The sequence below is a fragment of the Sutcliffiella sp. FSL R7-0096 genome (assembly GCF_038595065.1).
Taxonomy (GTDB): Bacteria; Bacillota; Bacilli; order Bacillales; family Bacillaceae_I; genus Sutcliffiella_A.
Map to the genome: position 1 here is coordinate 15,822 of NZ_CP152003.1, position 26,534 is coordinate 42,355.

Sequence of the window (26,534 nt, forward strand, 5' to 3'; positions counted from 1 at the left end):
CGATATGAATTCTTGATATGGACACATTATCTAGTTTTGAAGGATCAACCTTCAACTGAATATGTCTGGTAATGATGGCGAAGAGGCCACACCCGTTCCCATACCGAACACGGAAGTTAAGCTCTTCAGCGCCGATGGTAGTTGGGGGATCTCCCCCTGTGAGAGTAGGACGTTGCCAGGCAAATTTAAGGGAAACCAGTGCTTATTAAATTAGGCGCTGGTTTTTTTGTGTTTTTTGGGGGATGAGGAGGAGCGAGAGGGAGAGAGTATAGGTGATTTTGAGGTAGTGGTTTTTATCAGTTGGTGTCGAATGGAGTTTAAATGATGTGACTTGGTTGATAACACGGAAAAGTTGACTGATAAAATCAAAGCTGTTGGATCGAAAGCAAAGATTTACAGTGATTAATCACTTCATCAGAGCTATAAAGACAATCTGGAGGTGAATTTTCCATTGAGATTGTCATAATCAAGGCTATAAAGACAATCTGGAGGCAAATTTTCTGTTGAGATTGTCATCATCAGGGCTATGAAGACCATTTGGAGCTGATTTATCAATCGAAAAGGTCCTCATTTGAAGACCTATCTCCATAGTTTCTCACACCACGAACGTCCTCACCTCCTCCCATGAGAGGAACAAGCAGACCCCCTATGCCTCCCTATCGATACCGAGCGTATTCAACAAATACCCATGCAAATAATACGGTATTTTCAGGAACGCAACATCAAGGAACTGGTTGATGAGGGAAATGTCGCTGCTGTTGAATGTATGAAGCAATTCTCCCCACCATTCTGTTTCATACCGGCAGATCATGCTAAGGTTATATAAAAGCAGATAATGCGACAGTATTTCAGGGGAAAAGGTTAGCTGTTCCTTTTTCCTAGGAATGTACAGGGCGTTCTTTTGATAGTTGTATAATAAAGGGGAGTAATTAACATTCGCAACATGATTCTCCAACCTTTTAAATTGAAGGTATTTGTCTGTCACGGAATCTAACTCATAGGACGTTTGTTTAAGAAAATACTGTACGAAGCGGTCTTTGGTCATTTTATAATCATCGAGAATGGATAGCGGTATCCGAATACATTCATCATTCACCTTTCCTACTGGAAGGAATGGGGTTTTGTTTTTGGTTATTTTAATGGTTGTTTCTAGTTCGGGGATGGAGAAAAGTAAATCCTTCATGGAATACTTTGTACCTTCTGTTTGTTTCACATGGAACATTTTGTCGCTAAAGTGCGAAAAGAGTCCATTTTTCTGAACTTTTACTTCATCTTGTATGAATTCGTAGCTTTGTTTTTTCCGCTTTCTTGTAGAGACTCCGTGAGCTAGTACAGAAGTGGATTCTGGATAGGAAGGATCGACCGTTAACAAGCAGGCTTTGATCAGCTGGACCATGCCATAAAACATAAGAACAGGTTTAATGGACGTGGGAGTAGTATTCGCTTGCTGAAGATATGTCAGTCCATGCTCCACATAGTAGATAAAGCTATATGAATTATGGTAGCTCTTTTGTTCATACTGTTCTATTTGCTGCTTTTGATAACTCGCCTTTAATAATTTCTGCGCGGTTTCCACAGATTGAAATGGGAAAAATAAGTGTGAGAAGGAAGCTGTCAATTAGTCCACATCCTTGTTTAACTAGATATAGTTAGAATAATTAGAAAAAATAAACTTATGTTACTGTCCTTGACAGTATTTTGTCCAGTTGATACTCTACTATAAATATTATCGCGAATAAGAAGGGGGAAAATTTTGTCATGTGGGAAAGTAAATTTGCTAAAGAAGGCTTAACATTTGATGATGTTCTTTTAGTACCAGCTAAATCCGAGGTTTTGCCGAGGGATGTGGATTTGAAAGTGAACCTGACGGAAACACTTCAGCTGAATATTCCAATCATCAGCGCTGGGATGGATACGGTGACCGAAGCGGAAATGGCAATTGCCATGGCACGACAAGGCGGATTGGGAATCATCCATAAAAATATGTCCATTGAGCAGCAAGCAGAGCAAGTGGACAAGGTAAAGCGCTCGGAAAGAGGAGTAATCACGGACCCGTTCTTCTTAACGCCTGAACATCAAGTATTTGATGCAGAGCACCTTATGGGGAAATACAGAATATCTGGTGTACCGATCGTGAACAACAACGAAGAACAAAAGCTAGTTGGGATTTTGACTAATCGTGATTTACGTTTCATCCAGGACTTCTCTATTCCAATTTCCGATGTCATGACAAAAGAAAATCTTGTTACTGGTTCGGTTGGTACCACATTGCAAGAAGCAGAGAGCATTCTACAAAAGTACAAAATTGAAAAACTCCCTCTTGTAGATGAAGCTGGCATCTTAAAAGGTCTTATCACCATTAAGGATATAGAAAAAGTTATTGAGTTCCCACACTCAGCGAAGGATAACCAGGGACGTTTACTGGTTGGCGCAGCTGTAGGAGTGACAGGAGATACGATGCTCCGAGTGGAGAAACTGGTTCAAAAGAATGTGGATGCCATTGTAGTGGATACAGCACATGGCCATTCCCAAGGAGTACTTGATACGGTGAGAAAGATCAGGGACAAGTACCCTGACTTGAACATCATAGCAGGAAACGTTGCAACGGCAGAAGCGACTCGTGATTTAGTCGAGGCTGGTGCAAATGTCATAAAGGTAGGAATCGGGCCTGGCTCCATCTGTACCACCCGTGTAGTGGCAGGTGTTGGTGTTCCTCAGATCACCGCGGTATATGATTGCGCAACAGAAGCTAGAAAATTGGGTGTATCCATCATCGCGGACGGGGGAATCAAGTATTCCGGAGATATCGTGAAGGCACTGGCAGCAGGCGGGCACGCTGTAATGCTTGGAAGTATGCTTGGCGGAACGTCTGAAAGCCCTGGAGATACAGAGATCTTCCAAGGCCGCCGCTTTAAAGTATACCGGGGCATGGGGTCTGTCGGAGCGATGGAAAAAGGAAGCAAGGACCGTTACTTCCAGGAAGACAATAAAAAGTTCGTACCAGAAGGCATTGAAGGGCGTATTCCTTATAAAGGCCCTGTTGCAGACACTATTTACCAAATGGTGGGCGGTCTGCGGTCCGGCATGGGGTATTGCGGGACTAAAGACTTACAGGAATTAAGGGAACATGCACAATTTGTGAAAATGACTGGTGCAGGCTTACGTGAGAGCCATCCACATGATGTGCAAATCACCAAAGAATCTCCCAATTATTCCGTATAATAACATTGCATAGGTGTTAAGACTTATATTAGGACAGGGAAAGAAGTAGTCTTTCTCTGTCTATTTTTTTGGGACATAGTGTGATAAAATAACGACTATGTGAAAAATTATGTGGAGGGTACTTAATTGTGACAAAGAAAAACTTTCAACGTGTTATTGCTAGTTTACTAACCATTGCGATGCTGACAACCATTTTCTCGATACAAGATGTAAAAGCGGAGGGGAATAACCCCCACTTGGATATAAATGCAGAAGCTGCATTACTTCTTGAACAAAGCACCGGAAAGATTATTTATCAAAAGAACATTGATTCCATTCTTGGAATCGCAAGTATGACTAAAATGATGAGTGAGTACTTAATTTTAGAAGCGATCAGTGAAGGGAAGCTTTCACTAGATGATCAATACAATGTGAATGAATATGTTTGGACGATCTCCCATGATCGCAGTCTTTCCAATGTTCCTCTTCGAAGAGACGGTACATACAATGTACAGGAACTTTATGAGGCAATGGCCATCTACTCTGCCAATGGTGCAACTATCGCCCTTGCGGAAATGGTAGCCGGTACGGAAACGGAATTTGTGAAAATGATGAACGAAAAGGCCGAGGAATTAGGCCTAGAAGATTATAAATTTGTTAACTCAACTGGATTGAACAATGCAGATCTTTACGGTATGCATCCAGATGGAACAAATGCAGATGAAGAAAATGTCATGTCTGCCCGTGCAACAGCGAAGCTTGCTTACCACTTATTGAATGACTTCCCTGAGATCTTAGAAACGGCCAGCATTCCTAAAAAGAAGTTCAGAGAAGGTACAGACGATGAAATCGATATGTCTAACTGGAACTGGATGCTTCCAGGACTTATTTCTGAGTATGAAGGAGTCGACGGATTAAAAACTGGTTTCACAGATTTTGCAGGCTATAACTTTACTGGAACTATCGAGAAGGATGGCATGAGATTTATTTCCGTGGTAATGGATGCTAAAAATGCTAATGGCCAGCCTCAAGATACTGCTCGTTTTGCAGAAACTAGAAAACTATTTGATTACGGTTTTGCCAACTACTCTGTTAAAGAAATTTACCCTTCTAACTATCAGATTGATGAAAACTCCAATCTGAAAGTAGTGAAAGGGAAAGAAAAGCAAGTAGAAGTGGAAACCAGTGACGCTTTGAAGGTACTAGTGAAGCGTGGAGAAGAAGAAAGCTTTGAACCACTGTATGTATATGATGAAAAAGTGGTATTAGAAGATGCTATTACAGCTCCTTTTGAAGAAGGTACTAAAGTCGGTCACATGACTGTGAATTATACTGGTGAAGAAGAAGACTTAGGTTACCTTTTTGAACAACAAGGTTCGAAAGTGGATCTTGTAACCAAAGAGGGCGTTGAGAAAGCGAACTGGTTCGTGCTTTCCATGCGTGCGATTGGCGGATTCTTTGCAGATCTATGGTCTACAGTTGTTGGAGCGGTAAAAGGTCTATTTTAATTAGATAATCGTAATAGGAAGTGCTTGGAAATCCTCTTTTTTAAAGGGGGGCTTCCGGGCATTTTGTCTATATAAAGTTTGGTGTATTCTGCTTTAGTAAGGAAATACTATGTATGATATAGAGAAGAAGCCAGAAAAACCGAATCTTTCTAAATAGTGGCAAGCAGAACTTTCGATTTTTTATTAGGATTTTTCTAAAATTTAAGGTAAAATAAAGAACGTGTTAGTAAATTATATGGACTTGTTCCATTTTATGAAAAAATCATTTTATACATATAGGGGGACTTATCGATGACACATCAAACAGGTACAGATCGTGTAAAACGTGGAATGGCGGAAATGCAAAAAGGCGGCGTTATCATGGACGTTGTTAACGCTGAGCAGGCAAGAATTGCAGAAGAAGCTGGTGCAGTCGCTGTAATGGCATTGGAGCGTGTTCCTGCTGATATCCGTGCAGCTGGTGGGGTTGCCCGCATGGCAGATCCAACAATTGTGGAAGAGGTTATGAAGGCTGTATCCATTCCGGTAATGGCAAAAGCTCGTATCGGCCATATCGTGGAAGCTCGCGTATTGGAAGCAATGGGTGTGGATTACATCGATGAGAGTGAAGTATTGACTCCGGCTGATGAAGAATACCACTTGGACAAGCGCCAATACAAAGTACCATTTGTATGTGGTTGTCGTGACCTAGGGGAAGCTGCACGCCGTATCGGTGAAGGTGCTTCCATGCTTCGTACTAAAGGTGAGCCTGGAACAGGGAACATCGTAGAAGCGGTTCGTCACATCCGTAAAGTGAACGCACAGGTTCGCAAGGTGGTAGGAATGAACGAAGATGAATTGATGACAGAAGCTAAGCTTTTAGGAGCACCTTTTGAACTGCTTCTTGAAATCAAGCGTACTGGCAAGCTTCCGGTAGTGAACTTCGCAGCAGGCGGGATTGCGACTCCAGCCGATGCAGCGTTAATGATGCAATTAGGTTCTGATGGAGTATTTGTTGGCTCTGGTATCTTCAAATCAGAAAACCCAGCCAAATTTGCTCGTGCGATCGTAGAAGCGACTACTCATTATGAAGATTATGAATTGATTGCTAGCCTGTCCAAAGGATTGGGAACTGCAATGAAAGGTATCGAAATTTCTACACTATTACCTGAAAATCGCATGCAAGAGCGTGGCTGGTAAGTAAAGGAGTTTTAACGTATGGTGAAAGTTGGAGTCTTGGGACTTCAAGGTGCGGTTCGGGAACATGTCAGGTCCATCGAAGCATCTGGAGCAGAAGCAGTAGTGGTAAAAAGAGCGGAACAGCTTAATGAAGTAGACGGCCTGATCATTCCGGGCGGCGAAAGCACGACCATGCGCCGACTGATTGATAAGTATTCTTTCATGGAGCCCCTCCGTGAGTTCGGCTCTAGTGGGAAACCTGTGTTTGGTACTTGTGCCGGACTTATCCTGATTGCGGATGAAATTGTCGGCTACGAAGAGCCACACTTGGCATTCATGGATGCGAAGGTAGAGCGTAACTCGTTTGGCCGTCAGGTGGACAGCTTTGAAGCGGAGCTTTCCATTGCAGGCATAGCAGAGGATTTTGTCGGAGTATTTATCCGCGCCCCGCATATTGTCGAAGTGGGGGAAGACGTGGAAGTGCTGTGCAAGCATAATGGTCGCATTGTTGCTGCTCGTCAGGGGCAGTTCCTAGGTTGCTCGTTCCATCCAGAATTAACGGATGACCACCGAATTACACAGTATTTTGTGAATATGGTGAAAGAGTCCAAATAAATTTGGGTATAAAACTATTGCAAGTATGAGAAACTTGTAGTAGATTATCTAATAAGAAAATATTGTTAAAGCGTTGATAGGAAAAAGTAACAGGTTGCACATACTCTAAGAGAGTCGGTGGCTGGTGAGAACCGATGTATGGCACTTGTGAATCCATCCTTGAGCACTTGGCCGAATTGCCATTAACGGCATAGTAAGTCAAATCGGTAAGATTATTACCGTTATCGAATGAAGTGGGAGAAGGCGTTTTGTCTTTTTCAACAAGGGTGGCAACACGGGAATATAACTCTCGTCCCTATTAGGGGACGGGGGTTTTTTGTGTTCTCAAAATTCCTGCGTAACTCCCAGTTGATTTCCGTTCCAGGTATTCGCTTATCTATCCAGAGGGCGTGTGCTTGAGCCTCCTCACAACGTTTCAGGGGTCTCAACCTACCGCTACCCCCCGCTGGAATTTTATACCTTGCACTACAATCATCAGGGGGATGCCCCCTACCCTTATTAGATATTTAGAGAGTGGAAAAAGGAGGAATAAAGCATGTTGGATTTAAAGTTATTGCGTGCGAATTTTGAAGAGATAAAGGGTAAGCTTCAACACAGAGGGGAAGATCTTTCTGATTTGGACCGCTTTGAAGAGCTGGATGCGAAAAGAAGGGACCTTCTTGTTCAAACAGAGCAATTGAAAAGCAAACGTAACGAAGTTTCTCAGCAAATTGCTGCCATGAAACGCGAAAAGCAAGATGCTGATCATTTAATCAAGGAAATGCGAGAAGTGGGAGATAAGGTAAAGGAACTGGATGAGGAGCTAAGAGGAGTGGAAGAAGCGCTTGAGTTGTTGCTTTTATCTATCCCAAACATCCCTCATGAGAGTGTTCCTGTAGGGGAAACTGAGGATGACAATGTAGAGATCCGTAAATGGGGAGAAGTACCGAATTTCGGGTTTGAGGCGAAAGCGCATTGGGATATTGCCGATGAGCTTGGTATCCTTGACTTCGAACGTGCAGGGAAAGTAACAGGCAGTCGCTTTGTTTTCTACCGCGGTTTGGGTGCAAGACTTGAGAGAGCCTTATTCAACTATATGTTAGATTTGCATGTGGATGAACATGGTTATACAGAAGTGTTACCACCATACTTGGTAAACCGTGCGAGCATGACGGGGACAGGTCAGTTGCCTAAGTTTGAAGAGGATGCTTTCTTGATTGAGAAGGAAGATTACTTCTTGGTTCCAACAGCAGAGGTTCCAATCACAAATATGCACCGTGACGAGATATTAAGTGGCGATCAATTGCCAATCAATTATGCGGCATTCAGTGCTTGCTTCCGTTCTGAGGCTGGATCTGCAGGGCGTGACACTCGCGGTTTGATTCGCCAGCATCAGTTCAATAAAGTGGAACTTGTGAAGTTTGTAAAACCGGAAGAATCTTATGAAGAGCTGGAGAAGTTGACTGGTAATGCGGAAAAAGTATTGCAACTGCTTGGACTTCCATACCGAGTGTTGAGCATGTGTACAGCAGACTTAGGTTTTACAGCAGCGAAGAAATATGACATCGAAGTATGGATCCCGAGTCAGGAAACATACCGTGAGATTTCTTCTTGCAGTAATTTCGAGAGCTTCCAAGCGCGCCGTGCAGGCATCCGTTTCCGTCGCGATCCGAAAGCAAAGCCAGAGCATGTGCATACGCTGAATGGATCTGGACTTGCCGTGGGACGTACGGTGGCGGCCATTATGGAAAACTACCAACAAGAAGACGGTTCTGTCATCATTCCGGAAGTATTGCGACCATATATGGGTGGGAAAGAATTTTTGACCAAATAGTGAACAATGAAAGGATAGGGTGAAAAAACCCTATCCTTCTCTTATATCGTGTTGACATCCATTTTAAAAATATGATATATTACTTTTTGTCGATACGGAGGAATACCCAAGTCCGGCTGAAGGGATCGGTCTTGAAAACCGACAGGGGTGTCAAAGCCCGCGGGGGTTCGAATCCCTCTTCCTCCGCCATTGATTTTTAAAAAGTTTTTCCTATAGCGCATAAATATGGAGATGTTCGTTACATTATGGAGAAGTAACGACTTTTTTATTGTCAGGATGAAGCGACGTCATCTTACGACAATGAATAAGCCGCCCAATTGGGCGGCTTATTTTTTTTACTGTTGACTTTAAAGCAGTTGATTTCCGTTACAGGTGCTTCGCTTTCCTGCGGGCGACCTTGAGCCTCGTCAGGCTACGCTCTACGGAGTCTCAAGATTGTCGCTATCCCCCGCTGGAGTCTACGCACCTTCCACTTCAATCAACTAGATTATTATTTTTTGCATAAGTTAATTGGGATAGAAAAAGACCAGGCATCTATGCCGGGCCTTTCATCCATACATATTATTTTTTCAGCAATTGAGATTGCTTCATGTGGTGAGAGATTTTTTCGATGATTGGTTCGATGGAATCGGAATTACTCAGCACATCGTATTCATTGATGTTTAATCGCAAGACAGGGCATGCGTGAAAATTATTGATCCATCTTTCATAACGCTCGTGCATTTCTTCCCAGTAGGAGACCGGTGTCTGCTGTTCCATCGGGCGTCCGCGTTCTTGGATGCGTCCTAGGATATCGTCCAAACTTCCTTCCAGATAAATTAATAAATCTGGATGTGGGAAGTAAGGTGTCATCACCATTGCTTCAAACAAGCTGGTATAGGTGTCATAGTCGACTTGTGTCATCGTCCCTTTTTCATAATGCATATTGGCGAAAATACCAGTGTCTTCGTAGATCGATCTGTCTTGAATGAAGCCTCCACCATATTCGAAGATTTTCTTCTGGTCCTTGAAACGTTCAGCAAGGAAGTAGATTTGTAAATGGAAGCTCCATCTTTCAAAATCAGCGTAAAATTTATCTAAGTAAGGATTGGTGTCCACTTTTTCAAAGGATGTGCGAAAACCAAGGGCATTCGCCAAGGCGTTCGTCATGGTAGATTTTCCGACTCCCACTGTACCGGCAATGGTGATCACTGCATTGGATGGGATGCCGTATTTTTGACGTAAATTCATTACACGTTAACTCCTTTTTGCAAGGTATCCTTCAGTTGTTGAAAGATACGTTGTAGGTCTTCTTCTCGTTGTACAAAATCAACATCGTCTCCGTTGAAGCGCAGGATAGGCAAAGAGGGATATTGTTTTTCGAGGCGGTCCATTTCTTCATCATAATCGAGACTAAGTTGTTGCAGATAGAGTGGATCAATTTTCTTTTCAATATCGCGACCGCGCATTTCAATTCTATTCAATAGCGTATCCAGACTAGCGTTCAAATAAATGATGACATTCGGCTTTGGCATATCATTTGTCAGAATGTCGTAAATTTGCAAGTACTTATCATACTGCTTGTCCTTTAATGTGCGTTTTGCGAAAATGAGATTCTTAAGGATATGGTAATCCGCCACAACGGGTGTATGCTTCTTCAAATGATGCTGCTCGATATCTTCAAGCTGTTTAAATCTATTACAAAGGAAAAACATTTCCGTTTGGAAGCTCCACTCGTCAATGTTCTCGTAGAACTTTCCGAGGAAAGGATTTTCGTCTACTATTTCTTTTAATAAATGATATTGGAACTCTTCTGCGATCTTTTTCGCAAGCGAGGTTTTTCCAACTCCGATAGGTCCTTCTACTGTTATAAATGGTGTTGCGTGCACCAGGATGCCCCCCCTTTACAAGCGTAAGCAAAATCTATATTTTGACAGACAATTATCATTCTATCATAGATGTGGGGGATATGGAGGAAGAATTTTTGAGAAGATTTCCCCCTCATAAAAAGGCTATTTTCGTAAACTTTGTTTATTTTGAGTATTTTTAAATCAACCGTTATATTCCTTACTGTCGTGCTCTTTTCCTTGTTGTCCTAAAAATACTACAAGATATTTGAGTATGTAAGCGGCAAAAAGTCCAATTACCGACTTTTTACTAGTAAATAGCCACAATCTTTGAGGAAGAGCCGATAAAAAGAAAAAAGACTGAGGTTACTCAGCCTTCAATAAGAGTAATAGAAGCGTTCTGTTGGATTTTTTACCACATTGAAATTATCGGTGATGAGCAGCCAATTCTGTGGAAACGGAAGGCCGAGCTTCCAATAGCTGATACCTCTGAGATTCAGTTCCTTGATCAGGTCGAATTTTGCCTGAATGGACCTGGCATCCTCAAACCAGACTTCATGTTCTTTTCCATCTTTAAAATAGTTGAAGTGCGGGGCCTGGGCCTCTTCATCGTATTCGATCGCGACGTTATTTTCTGCTGCAAGTTCTATGGCTGCTTGCGGACTGATCGCTTTGGCAAATTCCCCGCCAGGCGTGAACGGAAGCGTCCAATCGTATCCATAAAGGTTCTGCCCCATCATGATCTTCTCGCTTGGCATTTCGGTGATGGCATATTCCAATACTTCTCGGACTGGTCCGATAGGCGAAACGGCCATTGGTGGTCCTCCGCTATAGCCCCATTCATATGTCATGATGACAACAAAGTCGACGATTTCGCCATGTGCCTTATAATCATGAGCCTCATACCATTTCCCTGGCTGGTCGGCCCTCGTTTTTGGGGCAAGGGCGGTGGAAATGAGCCAGCCTTCTTGTTTAAAGCGATCCCTGGCTTTGCGAAGGAAGGTATTATAGTCTTCCCTATCAGCAGGCCGTAAAAATTCAAAATCGAAATGGATATCTTTGAAGTTATATTTTTTGGCTGTGGCAACAATATTATCTAGAAACTTATTTTGCACATTCATATCCGTCAAAATAATCCTGCCGAGTTCGTCACTGAATGCATCGTCTTCCAGGTTGGTGAGTACCATCATCAGGATGACATTATCTTGTGCGGCGATCTGTGGGAGGTTGTTGAGTGGCGGTTCCTTCAAGGATCCATCCCGCAGGACCTGGAAGCTAAAAGGTGCAAGGTACGTCAAGTATGGGGCTGCGTTTCTTGAACTCTGTTGTAATTCTTCTGATACCGTGTCCCCGCGTGGCTCGACATACGCAATAATTTCCGCTTCCCTTTTCGGTTGGGGAGGGATATATAGCCTTAAACCCACACGTAAGGGTGTGGCAGGATTTAATTGGTTTACCTCTATTAATACTTCTGGGGTCGTGTTAAATCTTCTTGCGATGGAAAAAATACTGTCTCCCGGTTGAACAAAATAAAAGCGGCCCACGATAGGGATGACCAACGCCTGGCCCACCACCAATCGATCAGGGTTGGGAAGGTCATTCGCTTGAATGATGTCACTAGGGGTGGTGGCGTAGGCCTGTGCGATCCCTGTTAAAGTTTGTCCTTGCCTTACGACATGAGTTTGCATGGTTCGTCCCTCCTATTCATTCTCCTTTATCAATGTATGAAGGAAGTGGAGGGTTCATTCTACAAACTCATGAGTTGGACAGTAACTTTTCTGTTGAACGGACTTCAGCTTTAAGGACATTTTTCATCATCTTTAAAGCATACTCATTGTCCTGTTCATCTGCAGATGCAATGGCATCATGAGGGATGCAGAGTCCCAACTCACGCATATATGCATCATTTGCCGTGAATAATACACAAATGTTGCCGGCGATCCCGGTTAGAATGAGATTTTTGACCTTCAGCTGGGAGAGCAGCGTATGTAGGGCTGTTCCATAAAAAGCGGAATGCTTGGGCTTGATCAGGAAAAAATCCTGATCTGTCGGTCTTAGGGCTTCAATGATCGGTGCACTGAGAGGGTTGCGGCATTTTTCCATGATCTTATCGTAATCTGCCTGCCATAGGTTATAATGGTCATTGATATAGATGACTGGGCGTTGCTCTTTTATCATCATGTCTTTGAGCTTCACGATATTTGGGTAGATCGTCGCTGTTTTCTCTGCTAAGGCATTTCCGTGCTTAAATTGAAAATCATTGATAATATCTATTATAAGTAAAGCGGAATGCTCCATCATGTTTTATCACCTCATAAGGGTTAGTCTATGGATATGAGGCCGAGAATATAAACAGGGTTGATAAGGAAAGGAAATTATATATGCAGGATGAATATTTCATGAAGCTCGCAATCGCTGAGGCAAAGAAGGCCGAAGCATTAAAGGAAGTTCCCATTGGGGCTGTGCTTGTACTGGACGGGCAAGTAGTTGCGAGTGGCTATAACTTAAGGGAAACAACACAGCGATCCATTACGCATGCAGAAATACTGGTTATCGATCAGGCTTGTGAATCCTTGAAAACTTGGCGTTTGGAGGATGCCACGTTGTATGTGACATTGGAACCTTGCCCAATGTGCGCCGGAGCCATCATCCAGTCAAGAGTGAAGAAAGTGGTGTACGGTGCAAAAGATCCAAAAGCGGGCTGCGCAGGGACACTGATGAACCTCTTACAGGATGAAAGGTTCAATCACCAGACGGACGTTGTGAGCGGCGTGCTTGCAGAGGAATGCGGGGAGCTCTTGTCCACGTTTTTCAGAAGGCTCCGCCAGGAAAAGAAAGAAAAGAAACAGCAGTCCAATAATGCCACCTAAATATTTACAGGTGTATAGACTTGCATTTTAAACCATTACCCTTTATACTAAATTATGCGTCGAGTTAATGACGCAACCAACTTATGGTTTTAATTTTGTCGTGCTAAGCGGGGAGGTAGCGGTGCCCTGTACTCGCAATCCGCTCTAGCGAGGCTGAATCCCTTCTCGAGGTTAGTAGGCTGTAGGGTCTGCCTCAAGTAAGTGGTGTTGACACCTGGGTCCTGCGCAATGGGAACCCGTGAACCATGTCAGGTCCGGAAGGAAGCAGCATTAAGCGGACTCTCTCATGTGCCGCAGGGTTGCCTGGGTCGAGCTAACTGCTTGAGTAACGCTTATGGTGACTAATCGACGGAAGGTGCACGGCAGTTTAATAATAGCTATCAAACCCACTCTAGTTTCTAGGGTGGGTTTTTTCATGGATATTTTTTGACCAAAAGGGGGGACGCCGGCCTCTTGATGTGGGGTGAAATTGTAGTATTTTTAGTGGGAAATGGCATATTTTGAGTGTGGAAAAAGGTTTGGACAACTTTCTTCTTCCTTCGGACAAGAACCCGAAATCTTTGGACATTTGCAATAGTAAGCGTCAGATCATCCTACCTCCAGCCAACTGCAACTAGAGCATCTACATCTAACCAATGCCCCCACGTCCACACGCAACTCGAAAACCCAAAAATAAATATCAATTAACAAGAATCCCACAGACATGGAACAAACATTTTATTTTACCCAAGCCATACGGTATAATGGAAGAGGATAAAAAAGAAGGAGGGCATATTGGTGGCATATCAAGCTTTATACCGTGTTTTTAGACCGCAACTATTCGAAGACGTTGTGGGACAGGAACATATAACCAAAACCTTACAAAACGCCCTGCTTCAACAAAAGTTTTCTCACGCCTACTTGTTCTCCGGTCCAAGAGGAACAGGAAAAACAAGTGCGGCCAAAATACTTGCAAAAGCGGTGAACTGTGAACATGCACCGGTAGCAGAGCCATGCAATGAATGCCCTTCCTGTAAAGGCATTACAGATGGTTCGATTTCCGATGTTATAGAAATTGATGCGGCCTCCAACAATGGAGTGGACGAAATCCGTGATATTCGTGACAAGGTCAAATATGCTCCAAGTTCCGTGAAATATAAAGTTTATATTATAGATGAAGTACATATGCTGTCGATCGGGGCCTTCAACGCTTTATTAAAGACACTAGAAGAACCTCCGAAACATGTCATCTTTATTTTGGCGACAACAGAGCCCCATAAAATACCTTTAACGATCATCTCGCGTTGTCAGCGTTTTGATTTTAAAAGGATTACAGGGGAGTCGATCGTCGGAAGGCTATCTACTGTCTTACAGGCCCAAGCAATAGAGGCGGAGCCGCAAGCGCTTGCTGTAATAGCTCGAGCGGCAGAGGGTGGGATGCGTGATGCCCTCAGCCTGATGGACCAGGCAATCTCTTTCAGTGACGGGACATTAACCGTCCAAGATGCACTGGCCATCACAGGTTCTGTTTCCCAAACCTTCATGACAGACATCGTCCATGGCTTGTATCATAAAAATGTTGCAGAGGCGTTGGACTCCTTACATAAGGTATTCCAATTAGGGAAGGATCCCGCCAGGTTTCTAGAAGACCTTATCTTCTATTACCGTGACATGCTTTTATATAAAACGGCACCAAACCTCGAACAGATATTGGACAGAGTACAGGTGGATGAAGCGTTTCAGCGATTTGCCGAGGAAATCCCTACTGAAACGATCTATGAAACGATTGATATCCTGAATAAAAGCCAACAGGAAATGAAGTGGACAAATCATCCCCGTATTTATCTCGAAGTGGCGATAGTCAAGCTTTGCCAGCTTGAAGCCTCCACGCAGGAAGCAGCCAATCAAGATCAGGTGAATCTGCTGCAAAAGAAAATCACCATGCTGGAAAGCAAAGTGAAAGAGCTTGCGGCAGGGAATGTAGGCGGAGCGGCACAACCTACTGCTCCAAGCAAGTCCCCTGCAAGAAGTGGTGGAGGAGCAAGAAACGGCTTTAAGCCTGCAACCGGCCGAATTCAGGAAGTGCTGAAGCAGGCAACAAGAGGAGATCTGGACAGCATCAAAGGCAGCTGGGCCCAATTACTGGAAGCATTACGCAAGCAGAACAAAGTATCTCATGCGGCTTTGTTGACTGATAGCGAACCTGTAGCTGCAGCAAGCAGTGCTTTTGTGTTAAAGTTTAAATATGAAATACATTGCAAAATGGCATCCGATGAACCGGTCAAGCAGAACCTGGAGCAAATCATCCTTGAGCTTACCGGCAAGTCTTATGATATGCTGGCCGTTCCGGAAGAAGAATGGCTGAAAATACGAGAAGGATTCATTCGTGGACAAAAAAGTGATGAAGAGGGCGACGAGGCAAAAGACGACCCCTTTATTGAAGAAGCGAAAAAACTCGTCGGTCCAGATCTTGTAGAAATCAAAGAATGATAAAACATTATGACAATATTAGGAGGAATTTATTATGATGCGTGGCGGCGGAATGGGTAACATGCAAAAAATGATGAAACAGATGCAAAAAATGCAAAAAGATATGGCGAAAGCTCAAGAGGAGCTGGCTGAAAAGACAATGGAAGGTACTGCTGGCGGCGGTATGGTAACAGTTGTCGTTAATGGTCAGAAGGAGATCATCGAAGTAAATATCAAAGAAGAAGTGGTAGACCCTGAAGATATCGAAATGCTACAAGACTTGGTTCTAGCAGCAACAAACGATGCCCTTAAGAAAATGGAAGAGTTAACAAATGACACCATGGGTCAATTCACTAAAGGGTTAAACATGCCAGGACTTTTCTAGGAGGACCTTTATGCACTATCCTGAGCCTATATCAAAGCTGATCGACAGCTTTATGAAATTGCCAGGTATCGGCCCGAAAACGGCCGCTCGTCTGGCTTTTTTCGTACTTAATATGAAAGAAGACACTGTACTTGATTTTGCAAAAGCCTTGGTTAATGCAAAACGGAATCTCTCATACTGTTCCGTGTGTGGACATATCACAGACAAGGACCCGTGCTATATCTGTGAGGATAATAGGCGGGACAGAACCATCATATGTGTGGTGCAGGAAACCAAGGATGTTATCGCAATGGAGAAAATGAGGGACTATAACGGTCTTTATCATGTCCTGCATGGGGCAATCTCCCCTATGGATGGCATCGGTCCGGAAGATATCAAGATCCCGGAACTTATCAAACGATTGCAGGATGATGAGGTGCAAGAATTGATCCTTGCAACCAACCCCAACATAGAAGGCGAAGCTACTGCCATGTATATCTCAAGGCTTTTAAAGCCATCTGGGATAAAAATGACCCGTATTGCTCATGGACTTCCTGTTGGCGGAGATCTAGAATATGCAGATGAAGTGACATTATCTAAAGCCCTTGAGGGAAGACGGGAAATCTAAGATTTTCGTTTCTTATTGAAAGCTTGGTTAAGCCCGGTGCGGAAATCAACAGCGGTGTTTAGTCTTAAGCAAGCCAAGGATAGAAGCAATGACTTAATTGGTAAAGGGGTTAACACAACCTATGTTCTTTCGAAAAAAAGACCGCTTAAAAAAACAGTTCGACGCCAAACTAATGGATACCACTGAAGAATGTAAACACCGTTGGACAAAACACAAGAGTCTAGTGGATAAAAGTCTGGATCCTTCAGAAGAGGTGATCTGCCAACTAAAATTGGCAGAAGCAAAATATCTCTTCCTATTAAGGGAAGTCCGTACACGTATGGTGAAGAAGTAGCTGAAGGCAACATCTCAGCTGCTTTTTTTATTAGATCTTTTCATAAATAGAGATCCATAGAGACTATTATCCACATAGCAAGTTCTTAACTGTAAGCCTCTCACATATAGTTTAGTACAAGCTGGCAAGAGGGGGAAACATAATGGAACCGTTATTGGTAATAGGATTGATAGGCGGGCTGATCTTACTTGTTCTGTTGGTGGGAACACCGATAAAGCCATTGCGCTTTGCCGGACAGGCGCTTATAAAAGTAATGATTGGGGCGCTTTTTTTATTCTTCTTAAACGCCTTTGGAAACTCCATGGGGATACACGTACCAATCAACCCTGCCACTGCTACCGTTTCTGGACTATTAGGAATACCTGGTGTCATCTCTTTGGTAATCATTCAAATGTATATATTATGAGATGATATTAAGCACCAATTAGCCCTCCTGAAAATAAAGGAGGCTTTTTTATTTTTATCATTGACTTCTCCTTTATATAAATGGTATATTATATTTCGTTGTCACAAACGACCGATTAAATAAATCAAAATTACTTTTAAAAAAGTTGTTGACTTGTTTCGGAAGTATGTGATAAGATAATAAAGTCGCTTCGAGAGAACGACGAAAAAGAGTTCTTTGAAAACTAAACAAAACAACAGCGTCATAACGTTAATCCTACGGGATTAACAAAATGATTTAAGTAACACAAGCTAGCAAATTTTGAGCAAAAGCTCAGACTCTTTATTGGAGAGTTTGATCCTGGCTCAGGACGAACGCTGGCGGCGTGCCTAATACATGCAAGTCGAGCGGACCTTTCAAAAGCTTGCTTTTGAAAGGTCAGCGGCGGACGGGTGAGTAACACGTGGGCAACCTGCCTGTAAGACTGGGATAACTTCGGGAAACCGGAGCTAATACCGGATAATATAAGGAACCTCCTGGTTCTTTATTGAAAGATGGTTTCGGCTATCACTTACAGATGGGCCCGCGGCGCATTAGCTAGTTGGTGAGGTAACGGCTCACCAAGGCGACGATGCGTAGCCGACCTGAGAGGGTGATCGGCCACACTGGGACTGAGACACGGCCCAGACTCCTACGGGAGGCAGCAGTAGGGAATCTTCCACAATGGACGAAAGTCTGATGGAGCAACGCCGCGTGAGCGATGAAGGCCTTCGGGTCGTAAAGCTCTGTTGTTAGGGAAGAACAAGTGCGAGAGTAACTGCTCGCACCTTGACGGTACCTAACCAGAAAGCCACGGCTAACTACGTGCCAGCAGCCGCGGTAATACGTAGGTGGCAAGCGTTGTCCGGAATTATTGGGCGTAAAGCGCGCGCAGGTGGTCCTTTAAGTCTGATGTGAAAGCCCACGGCTCAACCGTGGAGGGTCATTGGAAACTGGGGGACTTGAGTGCAGAAGAGGAAAGTGGAATTCCAAGTGTAGCGGTGAAATGCGTAGAGATTTGGAGGAACACCAGTGGCGAAGGCGACTTTCTGGTCTGTAACTGACACTGAGGCGCGAAAGCGTGGGGAGCAAACAGGATTAGATACCCTGGTAGTCCACGCCGTAAACGATGAGTGCTAAGTGTTAGAGGGTTTCCGCCCTTTAGTGCTGCAGCTAACGCATTAAGCACTCCGCCTGGGGAGTACGGTCGCAAGACTGAAACTCAAAGGAATTGACGGGGGCCCGCACAAGCGGTGGAGCATGTGGTTTAATTCGAAGCAACGCGAAGAACCTTACCAGGTCTTGACATCCTCTGACACTCCTAGAGATAGGACGTTCCCCTTCGGGGGACAGAGTGACAGGTGGTGCATGGTTGTCGTCAGCTCGTGTCGTGAGATGTTGGGTTAAGTCCCGCAACGAGCGCAACCCTTGATCTTAGTTGCCAGCATTCAGTTGGGCACTCTAAGGTGACTGCCGGTGACAAACCGGAGGAAGGTGGGGATGACGTCAAATCATCATGCCCCTTATGACCTGGGCTACACACGTGCTACAATGGACGGTACAAAGGGCAGCAAAACCGCGAGGTCGAGCCAATCCCATAAAACCGTTCTCAGTTCGGATTGCAGGCTGCAACTCGCCTGCATGAAGCCGGAATCGCTAGTAATCGCGGATCAGCATGCCGCGGTGAATACGTTCCCGGGCCTTGTACACACCGCCCGTCACACCACGAGAGTTTGTAACACCCGAAGTCGGTGGGGTAACCTTTTGGAGCCAGCCGCCTAAGGTGGGACAGATGATTGGGGTGAAGTCGTAACAAGGTAGCCGTATCGGAAGGTGCGGCTGGATCACCTCCTTTCTAAGGAATGTACGCTTGTTGTTTTGTTTAGTTTTGAGAGATCTCTCTCATAGATAGTCGGGGCCTATAGCTCAGCTGGTTAGAGCGCACGCCTGATAAGCGTGAGGTCGGTGGTTCGAGTCCACTTAGGCCCACCATTTTTTAATTATAGAACTTTTATGGGGCCTTAGCTCAGCTGGGAGAGCGCCTGCTTTGCACGCAGGAGGTCAGCGGTTCGATCCCGCTAGGCTCCACCAAGATTTTTTCACCCTGTGAAAATAATCAACCATACTGATAAATCATCCGATTTATCCCTAGACAATTCTTACGAATAGTCATAGTTGTTCCTTGAAAACTAGATAATGTAACTAATATCAAGATATTCACAAAATATCGTTCATCTTAGTAATTTTCTTTATAGATATCATCGCTGATATCGACACATGACCAATTTTGGTCGACGGTTAAGTTATTAAGGGCGCACGGTGGATGCCTTGGCACTAGGAGCCGATGAAGGACGGGACTAACACCGATATGCTTCGGGGAGCTGTAAGTAAGCTTTGATCCGGAGATTTCCGAATGGGGAAACCCACTGCTCGTAATGGAGCAGTATCTTTACCTGAATACATAGGGTAATGAAGGCAGACCCGGGGAACTGAAACATCTTAGTACCCGGAGGAAGAGAAAGCAAACGCGATTTCCTGAGTAGCGGCGAGCGAAACGGAATTAGCCCAAACCAAGAGGCTTGCCTCTTGGGGTTGTAGGACACTCAACATGGAGTTACAAAGGAACGGGGTAAATGAAGCGATCTGGAAAGGTCCGTCATAGAAGGTAAAAACCCTGTAGTTGAAACTTCGTTCCCTCCTGAGTGGATCCTGAGTACGGCGGGACACGAGAAATCCCGTCGGAAGCAGGGAGGACCATCTCCCAAGGCTAAATACTCCCTAGTGACCGATAGTGAACCAGTACCGTGAGGGAAAGGTGAAAAGCACCCCGGAAGGGGAGTGAAATAGATCCTGAAACCGTGTGCCTACAAGTAGTTAGAGCCCGTTAATGGGTGATAGCGTGCCTTTTGTAGAATGAACCGGCGAGTTACGATCCCGTGCAAGGTTAAGTCGAAGAGACGGAGCCGTAGCGAAAGCGAGTCTGAATAGGGCGAATGAGTACGTGGTCGTAGACCCGAAACCAGGTGATCTACCCATGTCCAGGGTGAAGTTCAGGTAACACTGAATGGAGGCCCGAACCGACTCACGTTGAAAAGTGAGCGGATGAGGTGTGGGTAGGGGTGAAATGCCAATCGAACCTGGAGATAGCTGGTTCTCTCCGAAATAGCTTTAGGGCTAGCCTCATGTGTTAGAGTCTTGGAGGTAGAGCACTGATTGGACTAGGGGTCCTCATCGGATTACCGAATTCAGTCAAACTCCGAATGCCAAAGACTTATCCATGGGAGTCAGACTGCGAGTGATAAGATCCGTAGTCAAGAGGGAAACAGCCCAGACCGCCAGCTAAGGTCCCCAAGTATACGTTAAGTGGAAAAGGATGTGGAGTTGCTTAGACAACCAGGATGTTGGCTTAGAAGCAGCCACCATTTAAAGAGTGCGTAATAGCTCACTGGTCGAGTGACTCTGCGCCGAAAATGTACCGGGGCTAAACGTATCACCGAAGCTGCGGACTGTTCTTACGAACAGTGGTAGGAGAGCGTTCTAAGGGCGTTGAAGCTAGACCGTAAGGACTGGTGGAGCGCTTAGAAGTGAGAATGCCGGTATGAGTAGCGAAAGAAGGGTGAGAATCCCTTCCACCGAATGCCTAAGGTTTCCTGAGGAAGGCTCGTCCGCTCAGGGTTAGTCGGGACCTAAGCCGAGGCCGAAAGGCGTAGGCGATGGATAACAGGTTGATATTCCTGTACCACCTCCACTCCGTTTGAGCAATGGGGGGACGCAGAAGGATAGGGTAAGCGCGCTGTTGGATATGCGCGTCTAAGCAGTAAGGCTGAGAAGTAGGCAAATCCGCTTCTCGATAAGGCTGAGCTGTGATAGCGAGGGAAATATAGTACCGAAGTTCCTGATTTCACACTGCCAAGAAAAGCCTCTAGCGAGGAGTATGGTGCCCGTACCGCAAACCGACACAGGTAGGCGAGGAGAGAATCCTAAGGTGAGCGAGAGAACTCTGGTTAAGGAACTCGGCAAAATGACCCCGTAACTTCGGGAGAAGGGGTGCTCTGTTAGGGTGTTAAAGCCCGAGAGAGCCGCAGTGAATAGGCCCAGGCGACTGTTTAGCAAAAACACAGGTCTCTGCGAAGCCGTAAGGCGAAGTATAGGGGCTGACGCCTGCCCGGTGCTGGAAGGTTAAGGGGAGAGGTTAGCGCAAGCGAAGCTTTGAACCGAAGCCCCAGTAAACGGCGGCCGTAACTATAACGGTCCTAAGGTAGCGAAATTCCTTGTCGGGTAAGTTCCGACCCGCACGAAAGGCGTAACGATCTGGGCACTGTCTCAACCAGAGACTCGGTGAAATTATAGTACCTGTGAAGATGCAGGTTACCCGCGACAGGACGGAAAGACCCCGTGGAGCTTTACTGTAGCCTGATATTGAATTTTGGTACAGCTTGTACAGGATAGGTAGGAGCCTGAGAAGCCGGAGCGCTAGCTTCGGTGGAGGCGTCGGTGGGATACTACCCTGGCTGTATTGAAATTCTAACCCGCAGCCCTTATCGGGCTGGGAGACAGTGTCAGGTGGGCAGTTTGACTGGGGCGGTCGCCTCCTAAAGAGTAACGGAGGCGCCCAAAGGTTCCCTCAGAATGGTTGGAAATCATTCGCAGAGTGTAAAGGCACAAGGGAGCTTGACTGCGAGACCTACAAGTCGAGCAGGGACGAAAGTCGGGCTTAGTGATCCGGTGGTTCCGCATGGAAGGGCCATCGCTCAACGGATAAAAGCTACCCCGGGGATAACAGGCTTATCTCCCCCAAGAGTCCACATCGACGGGGAGGTTTGGCACCTCGATGTCGGCTCATCGCATCCTGGGGCTGTAGTCGGTCCCAAGGGTTGGGCTGTTCGCCCATTAAAGCGGTACGCGAGCTGGGTTCAGAACGTCGTGAGACAGTTCGGTCCCTATCCGTCGTGGGCGCAGGAAATTTGAGAGGAGCTGTCCTTAGTACGAGAGGACCGGGATGGACGCACCGCTGGTGTACCAGTTGTCTTGCCAAAGGCATAGCTGGGTAGCTACGTGCGGACGGGATAAGTGCTGAAAGCATCTAAGCATGAAGCCCCCCTCAAGATGAGATTTCCTTTTACTTCGGTAAGTAAGATCCCTGAAAGATGATCAGGTAGATAGGTTCGAGGTGGAAGCATGGCGACATGTGGAGCTGACGAATACTAATCGATCGAGGACTTAACCCAACAATGATGAAATAAGTGAACGATATGAATTCTTGATATGGACACATTATCTAGTTTTGAAGGATCAACCTTCAACTGAATATGTCTGGTAATGATGGCGAAGAGGCCACACCCGTTCCCATACCGAACACGGAAGTTAAGCTCTTCAGCGCCGATGGTAGTTGGGGGATCTCCCCCTGTGAGAGTAGGACGTTGCCAGGCAAATTTTAGGGAAACCAGTGCTTATTAAATTAGGCGCTGGTTTTTTGTGTTTTTTGGAACTAGTGGTTTTTTGTCAGTTGATGTCGAATGGGGTTTAAATAAGGTGACTTGGTTTCTAACACGGAAAAGTTGATTGATAAAATCCAAGCTGGCTGGATTGAAAGCAGAGATTTAGAGTGATTAAGCACTTCATCAGGGCTATAAAGACAATCTGGAGGTGAATTTTCTGTTGAGATTGTCATCATCAGGGCTATAAAGACAATCTGGCGATGAATTTTCTGTAGAGATTGTCATCAACAGAGCTATAAAGACAATCTGGAGGTGAATTTTCTATTGAGATTGTCAATATCAGGGCTATAAAGACAATCTGGCGGCGAATTTTCCGTTGAGATTGTCAATATCAAGGCTATAAAGACAATCTGGAGGTGAATTTTCCGTCGAGATTGTCATTATCAAGGCTATAAAGACAATCTGGCGGTGAATTTTCCGTCGAGATTGTCATTATCAAGGCTATAAAGACAATCTGGAGGCAAATTTTCCATCGAGAATGTCATCATCAAGATTATGAAGACACTTTAAAAACGGTCTTTCCATTAAAAATTCCCCCTAGCCTCCAATAAGAATCGTTACCTAAAAAACCGCCCATCTTTTTTTATTTCAAGACAAACACAGACTAGTAGGCCTTACATACACTAAGTGTAGGAGATTGGTAGGCTGGCATTTTACTAAAGTAGTATACAATTGGTTAATCTGGTTAGAATAGTGGATGGAGGTGGAGAAAGAGATATGAAGTCAACCATTCATTCATCAATTGGGGAAACGTGTATTGTTTGTGAGGAGCAGAAAGAAAGAGGGATACATCTGTATACGGAGTTTATCTGTACGGAGTGCGAGGGTACGATGTTGCAGACAGAAGTAGAGAATCCAAAGTATAAGTTTTACCTCAAACAGCTCCGTAAGATTACCATTCCGAAAATATTTTCTTAAAACATAACATTGTTGAAAAGTCCTCTGAGGGCTTTTATTTTTTGGCTTTTTTCGTAAACAAAATTATTTTTACGTACTTATAAATCGACCGTTATATTGCTTATTGTCGTGCTCTTTTCCCAATAGTACTAGATTTACTACTGCTTTTTTTTAAGAGTGTAAGCATTAAAAAGTCCATTGCCGACTTTTCTCGTAAAAAGCCTAATTACCAACTTTTTACTAATGAATAGCAACAATCTTTGAGAAAAGAGCCTATTTATTTGTCCAGAAAGCACGGCAACTATAAGTCTAACGGTCTATCCGTTATAATGGTAGTAGATCAGCTTATAAGGATAAGCAGGAAAAGGTTAGTTAGAAGGTGGGCTAATGTTGGACCAAAAAAGGACACCGCTGTTTTCAGCGCTTAAAAGGCATTGGGAGACTTCTCCGTTATCCGGACATGTGCCTGGGCATAAATTCGGGGATGTTTTCCCTGCTGGAGCAAGGGGTTATTTTGAGGATATATTGAAGTTGGATGTAACGGAAATCTCAGGTTTGGATGATTTACATGACCCTGAAGGTATTATAGAAGAGTCACAAAGATTGGCTGCGGACCTATACGGGGCAGAGGAAACCTTTTTCCTTGTGAATGGGTCGACAGTCGGAAATCTTGCAATGATTATGAGCACATGTACGAGAGGCGGGAAGGTGCTTGTACAAAGAAATTGCCATAAATCCATACTGAATGGTGTGGAGCTGGCTGGTGCGGAGCCTATTTTTTTATCGTGTGAAGTGGATGAACGAATGGGAGTGGCTGTCTCCATCAAGCCCGCTCAGTTAAAGGAAGCTTTGGAAACGATTGATGGCATAGAAGCGGTTGTTTTAACGAATCCAAATTATTATGGTGTCGCCATGGAATTGGATGAGCTGGTTGCGATGATTCATGCGTACGATGTACCGGTGCTGGTGGATGAAGCACATGGTGCACACTTCGTTTTAGGGAGACCTTTTCCTAAAACGGCATTGGCCTCTGGTGCGGATATTGTGGTGCAATCTGCACATAAAACCTTGCCGGCCATGACGATGGCATCATTCATGCATGTGCAGGGGGATAGGGTAAAGAAAGATTCAATTGCCTATTACTTAAAGATGCTGCAGTCGAGCAGTCCTTCTTACCCGTTGATGGCATCTTTGGATCTAGCGAGGTTCTATCTTGCTTCCCTGAATGCACAATATGTGAAACGTGTATACGATGACATACAAGCTATCCATCGGGAGCTTAAGAAAATCGAAGGGGTGGAAGTGGTTGTTCCTAAAGGACGGAAGGTAGATCCGCTAAAGTTGACGCTTCGGTCTACCACCGGATTAAGTGGTTACGCCCTGCAGGAGCTTCTTGAAAAAGAAGGCCTCTATGTCGAGTTGGCAGACCCACAGAATGTATTAATTATTTTGCCGCTGGCGGTCCAAGATAGAAAACATGATATGATAGAGAGAATAGCACAAGCATTATTGGGCCAAACAGAGGATGAACTGGAAAAGGGACAGTTGGTCATCCCGCCGTTTCCTGCTGAATTAAGCAATCTGGCCATCCCTATTGGTGAGCAACATGCCTATAAAGTAGTTCAGTGCAGCTTGGAGGAGGCAGTCGGGGAGGTTGCGGCTAAACCGGTAATTCCATATCCGCCAGGTATCCCCTTGCTTTTTAAGGGGGAGAGGATTACACGTTCCACTCTGGAATGTATCAAGGTAATAGATAAGCTCGGTGCTAGATTTCAAGGAAGCGAATGGTTAAAAAGAAATTATATGTTCATATATAAGAAGGAAAAGGAGTAACAAGCTTGTGAAGGGATTATTTATTACATTTGAAGGGCCAGAGGGTGCCGGAAAAACGTCTGTCATCCAGAAATTAGCCAAAGAGCTGGAAGATCGGAGCTATCCAATCATTTTGACAAGGGAGCCTGGTGGCATTGCCATTGCAGAGCAGATCCGAAGTGTCATATTGGATTGTGATAATACAGAAATGGATGCGAGGACGGAGGCATTGCTTTACGCTGCGGCCCGACGCCAACATTTAGTGGAGAGGGTCATACCGGCCTTGCAGGATAATAAAATTGTTCTGTGCGACCGTTTTATTGACAGTTCTCTGGCCTACCAAGGATATGCACGAGGAATAGGGGTAGAGGATGTGCTCGGCATCAATGAATTCGCAACGGAAAAAATGATGCCATCTTTGACTGTATACTTTGATATTGAGCCCGAAGCAGGACTTGAGCGAATTGCAGCGAATAATAAACGTGAAATCAATCGCTTAGATCAGGAGAAGCTTGATTTCCATTACAAAGTAAAGGAAGGCTATGATCTGGTAAAGAATAAGTATCGTGACAGATACACTGTTGTCGATGCGTCCAGAGATTTTGAGGCGGTTTGCGAGCAGGTAAGAATAATTCTCGTTTCTTATTTTACAGAGCATGGGTTTTAAGGAATGGAAATATTTATTCCTAACGACGAAGTAATGAAGTAACACATATTTAATGGTAAAATAAAGGAGGCGCTATATATGAAGATGATTATGGCTGTTGTACAGGATAAAGATAGCAATAGATTAATGAATGCCTTGGTAGAAAACAATTTCCGTGCCACCAAACTTGCAAGTACCGGTGGATTCCTGAAATCGGGAAATACGACTTTTATGATCGGTACGGAAGATGTTCGTGTACAAAAGGCTTTGGATATTATAAAAGATAATTGCCAGCACCGTCAGCAGTTGGTCGCACCTGTATCTCCCATGGGCGGGAATGCGGATTCCTATGTTCCTTATCCAGTGGAGGTCGAGGTTGGTGGCGCAACCGTCTTTGTATTGCCGGTGGAGCATTTTCACCAATTTTAATAATTGAAAAGTAGCTCAGGGGCTACTTTTTTAGAAGCCTGTTTTCAAAAAAGTATGGGCCAA

20 protein-coding genes, 3 tRNA genes, 4 rRNA genes, 1 other RNA gene and 1 other annotated feature are annotated in these 26,534 nt (G+C 44.6%); of the genes, 23 read left to right on the plus strand and 5 right to left on the minus strand.

Annotation, left to right across the window (positions count from 1 at the left end):
• The first annotated feature begins 64 nt into the window (after nucleotides 1-64).
• Nucleotides 65-181: ribosomal RNA gene (gene rrf, locus MKY77_RS00070) — 5S ribosomal RNA — on the plus strand.
• Between the two features lie 465 nt (nucleotides 182-646).
• On the opposite strand, the gene MKY77_RS00075 is transcribed toward rrf (MKY77_RS00070), so the two are convergent.
• Nucleotides 647-1,618 carry a YaaC family protein gene (locus MKY77_RS00075; protein ID WP_339148270.1) on the minus strand — a complete coding sequence of 324 codons (972 nt, stop codon included), beginning with the start codon at nucleotides 1,616-1,618 and terminating at the stop codon, nucleotides 647-649.
• Between the two features lie 140 nt (nucleotides 1,619-1,758).
• On the opposite strand from MKY77_RS00075, the gene guaB reads away from it, so the two are divergent.
• From guaB to MKY77_RS00105, 6 genes are all read left to right on the plus strand, one after another.
• Nucleotides 1,759-3,222 (plus strand): IMP dehydrogenase, encoded by a 1,464-nt coding sequence (gene guaB / locus MKY77_RS00080; protein ID WP_339148271.1) that lies wholly within the window; start codon nucleotides 1,759-1,761, stop codon nucleotides 3,220-3,222.
• Nucleotides 3,223-3,401: 179 nt separating this feature from the next.
• Nucleotides 3,402-4,709: a D-alanyl-D-alanine carboxypeptidase family protein gene (locus tag MKY77_RS00085; protein ID WP_339149917.1), complete on the plus strand. Its 1,308-nt coding sequence runs from the start codon at nucleotides 3,402-3,404 to the stop codon at nucleotides 4,707-4,709.
• A gap of 291 nt (nucleotides 4,710-5,000) precedes the next feature.
• Nucleotides 5,001-5,888, plus strand: a complete 888-nt coding sequence (gene pdxS, locus MKY77_RS00090) for a pyridoxal 5'-phosphate synthase lyase subunit PdxS (protein ID WP_237665466.1) — start codon at nucleotides 5,001-5,003, stop codon at nucleotides 5,886-5,888.
• A gap of 18 nt (nucleotides 5,889-5,906) precedes the next feature.
• Nucleotides 5,907-6,482 carry a pyridoxal 5'-phosphate synthase glutaminase subunit PdxT gene (gene pdxT, locus MKY77_RS00095; RefSeq protein WP_339148272.1) on the plus strand — a complete coding sequence of 192 codons (576 nt, stop codon included), beginning with the start codon at nucleotides 5,907-5,909 and terminating at the stop codon, nucleotides 6,480-6,482.
• Between the two features lie 64 nt (nucleotides 6,483-6,546).
• Nucleotides 6,547-6,782 (plus strand) — a binding site (T-box leader).
• Nucleotides 6,783-7,017: 235 nt separating this feature from the next.
• Nucleotides 7,018-8,295: a serine--tRNA ligase gene (gene serS, locus MKY77_RS00100; protein ID WP_339148273.1), complete on the plus strand. Its 1,278-nt coding sequence runs from the start codon at nucleotides 7,018-7,020 to the stop codon at nucleotides 8,293-8,295.
• Between the two features lie 96 nt (nucleotides 8,296-8,391).
• A tRNA-Ser gene (locus MKY77_RS00105) sits at nucleotides 8,392-8,484 on the plus strand.
• A gap of 372 nt (nucleotides 8,485-8,856) precedes the next feature.
• Here the strand turns inward: MKY77_RS00105 and MKY77_RS00110 are convergent.
• The 4 genes from MKY77_RS00110 to MKY77_RS00125 form a co-directional block, all read right to left on the minus strand.
• Nucleotides 8,857-9,525, minus strand: coding sequence for a deoxynucleoside kinase (locus tag MKY77_RS00110; protein WP_339148274.1), 669 nt, complete (start codon nucleotides 9,523-9,525; stop codon nucleotides 8,857-8,859).
• Complete coding sequence (locus tag MKY77_RS00115) at nucleotides 9,525-10,163, minus strand: deoxynucleoside kinase (protein WP_339148275.1); 639 nt, start codon at nucleotides 10,161-10,163, stop codon at nucleotides 9,525-9,527. The genes MKY77_RS00110 and MKY77_RS00115 overlap by 1 nt, the downstream gene beginning before the upstream one ends.
• Before the next feature lie 335 nt (nucleotides 10,164-10,498).
• Nucleotides 10,499-11,809 (minus strand): glycoside hydrolase family 18 protein, encoded by a 1,311-nt coding sequence (locus MKY77_RS00120; protein WP_339148276.1) that lies wholly within the window; start codon nucleotides 11,807-11,809, stop codon nucleotides 10,499-10,501.
• 67 nt (nucleotides 11,810-11,876) lie between these two features.
• A complete protein-coding gene (locus MKY77_RS00125) occupies nucleotides 11,877-12,422 on the minus strand; it encodes an isochorismatase family cysteine hydrolase (protein WP_339148277.1) in 546 nt (181 codons plus the stop codon).
• 80 nt (nucleotides 12,423-12,502) lie between these two features.
• Between MKY77_RS00125 and tadA the strand changes: the two genes are divergently transcribed.
• The 16 genes from tadA to MKY77_RS00205 all read left to right on the plus strand — a co-directional run bounded on the left by tadA (nucleotide 12,503) and on the right by MKY77_RS00205 (nucleotide 26,471).
• Complete coding sequence (gene tadA / locus MKY77_RS00130; protein ID WP_339148278.1) at nucleotides 12,503-12,991, plus strand: tRNA adenosine(34) deaminase TadA; 489 nt, start codon at nucleotides 12,503-12,505, stop codon at nucleotides 12,989-12,991.
• A 98-nt stretch (nucleotides 12,992-13,089) separates the two neighbouring features.
• Nucleotides 13,090-13,354: signal recognition particle sRNA large type (ffs, locus tag MKY77_RS00135), an RNA gene on the plus strand.
• Nucleotides 13,355-13,768: 414 nt separating this feature from the next.
• On the plus strand, nucleotides 13,769-15,460 hold the full coding sequence (dnaX, locus tag MKY77_RS00140) for a DNA polymerase III subunit gamma/tau (RefSeq protein WP_339148279.1): 1,692 nt from the start codon (nucleotides 13,769-13,771) through the stop codon (nucleotides 15,458-15,460).
• A gap of 37 nt (nucleotides 15,461-15,497) precedes the next feature.
• On the plus strand, nucleotides 15,498-15,824 hold the full coding sequence (locus MKY77_RS00145) for a YbaB/EbfC family nucleoid-associated protein (RefSeq protein WP_087942025.1): 327 nt from the start codon (nucleotides 15,498-15,500) through the stop codon (nucleotides 15,822-15,824).
• 10 nt (nucleotides 15,825-15,834) lie between these two features.
• Entirely contained in the window at nucleotides 15,835-16,431 is a 597-nt protein-coding gene (gene recR / locus MKY77_RS00150) for a recombination mediator RecR (protein WP_047972597.1), read from the plus strand.
• A gap of 121 nt (nucleotides 16,432-16,552) precedes the next feature.
• Complete coding sequence (locus MKY77_RS00155) at nucleotides 16,553-16,765, plus strand: YaaL family protein (protein ID WP_339148280.1); 213 nt, start codon at nucleotides 16,553-16,555, stop codon at nucleotides 16,763-16,765.
• Nucleotides 16,766-16,907: 142 nt separating this feature from the next.
• Nucleotides 16,908-17,171, plus strand: a complete 264-nt coding sequence (locus MKY77_RS00160; protein ID WP_339148281.1) for a pro-sigmaK processing inhibitor BofA family protein — start codon at nucleotides 16,908-16,910, stop codon at nucleotides 17,169-17,171.
• 321 nt (nucleotides 17,172-17,492) lie between these two features.
• A 16S ribosomal RNA gene (locus tag MKY77_RS00165) occupies nucleotides 17,493-19,044 on the plus strand.
• Between the two features lie 60 nt (nucleotides 19,045-19,104).
• Nucleotides 19,105-19,181, plus strand: a tRNA-Ile gene (locus MKY77_RS00170).
• A 23-nt stretch (nucleotides 19,182-19,204) separates the two neighbouring features.
• Nucleotides 19,205-19,280: transfer RNA gene (locus MKY77_RS00175), tRNA-Ala, on the plus strand.
• 205 nt (nucleotides 19,281-19,485) lie between these two features.
• Nucleotides 19,486-22,417: ribosomal RNA gene (locus tag MKY77_RS00180) — 23S ribosomal RNA — on the plus strand.
• An 84-nt stretch (nucleotides 22,418-22,501) separates the two neighbouring features.
• Nucleotides 22,502-22,618, plus strand: a 5S ribosomal RNA gene (rrf, locus tag MKY77_RS00185).
• The 16S, 23S and 5S rRNA genes sit together here with 2 tRNA genes alongside, the layout of an rRNA operon.
• A 786-nt stretch (nucleotides 22,619-23,404) precedes the next feature.
• Nucleotides 23,405-23,605 carry a sigma factor G inhibitor Gin gene (locus MKY77_RS00190; protein ID WP_339148282.1) on the plus strand — a complete coding sequence of 67 codons (201 nt, stop codon included), beginning with the start codon at nucleotides 23,405-23,407 and terminating at the stop codon, nucleotides 23,603-23,605.
• Between the two features lie 369 nt (nucleotides 23,606-23,974).
• Nucleotides 23,975-25,417 (plus strand): aminotransferase class I/II-fold pyridoxal phosphate-dependent enzyme, encoded by a 1,443-nt coding sequence (locus MKY77_RS00195; RefSeq protein WP_339149918.1) that lies wholly within the window; start codon nucleotides 23,975-23,977, stop codon nucleotides 25,415-25,417.
• 7 nt (nucleotides 25,418-25,424) lie between these two features.
• Nucleotides 25,425-26,063, plus strand: coding sequence for a dTMP kinase (tmk, locus tag MKY77_RS00200; protein WP_339148283.1), 639 nt, complete (start codon nucleotides 25,425-25,427; stop codon nucleotides 26,061-26,063).
• Between the two features lie 78 nt (nucleotides 26,064-26,141).
• On the plus strand, nucleotides 26,142-26,471 hold the full coding sequence (locus tag MKY77_RS00205; RefSeq protein WP_237665377.1) for a cyclic-di-AMP receptor: 330 nt from the start codon (nucleotides 26,142-26,144) through the stop codon (nucleotides 26,469-26,471).
• Nucleotides 26,472-26,534 lie beyond the last annotated feature (63 nt).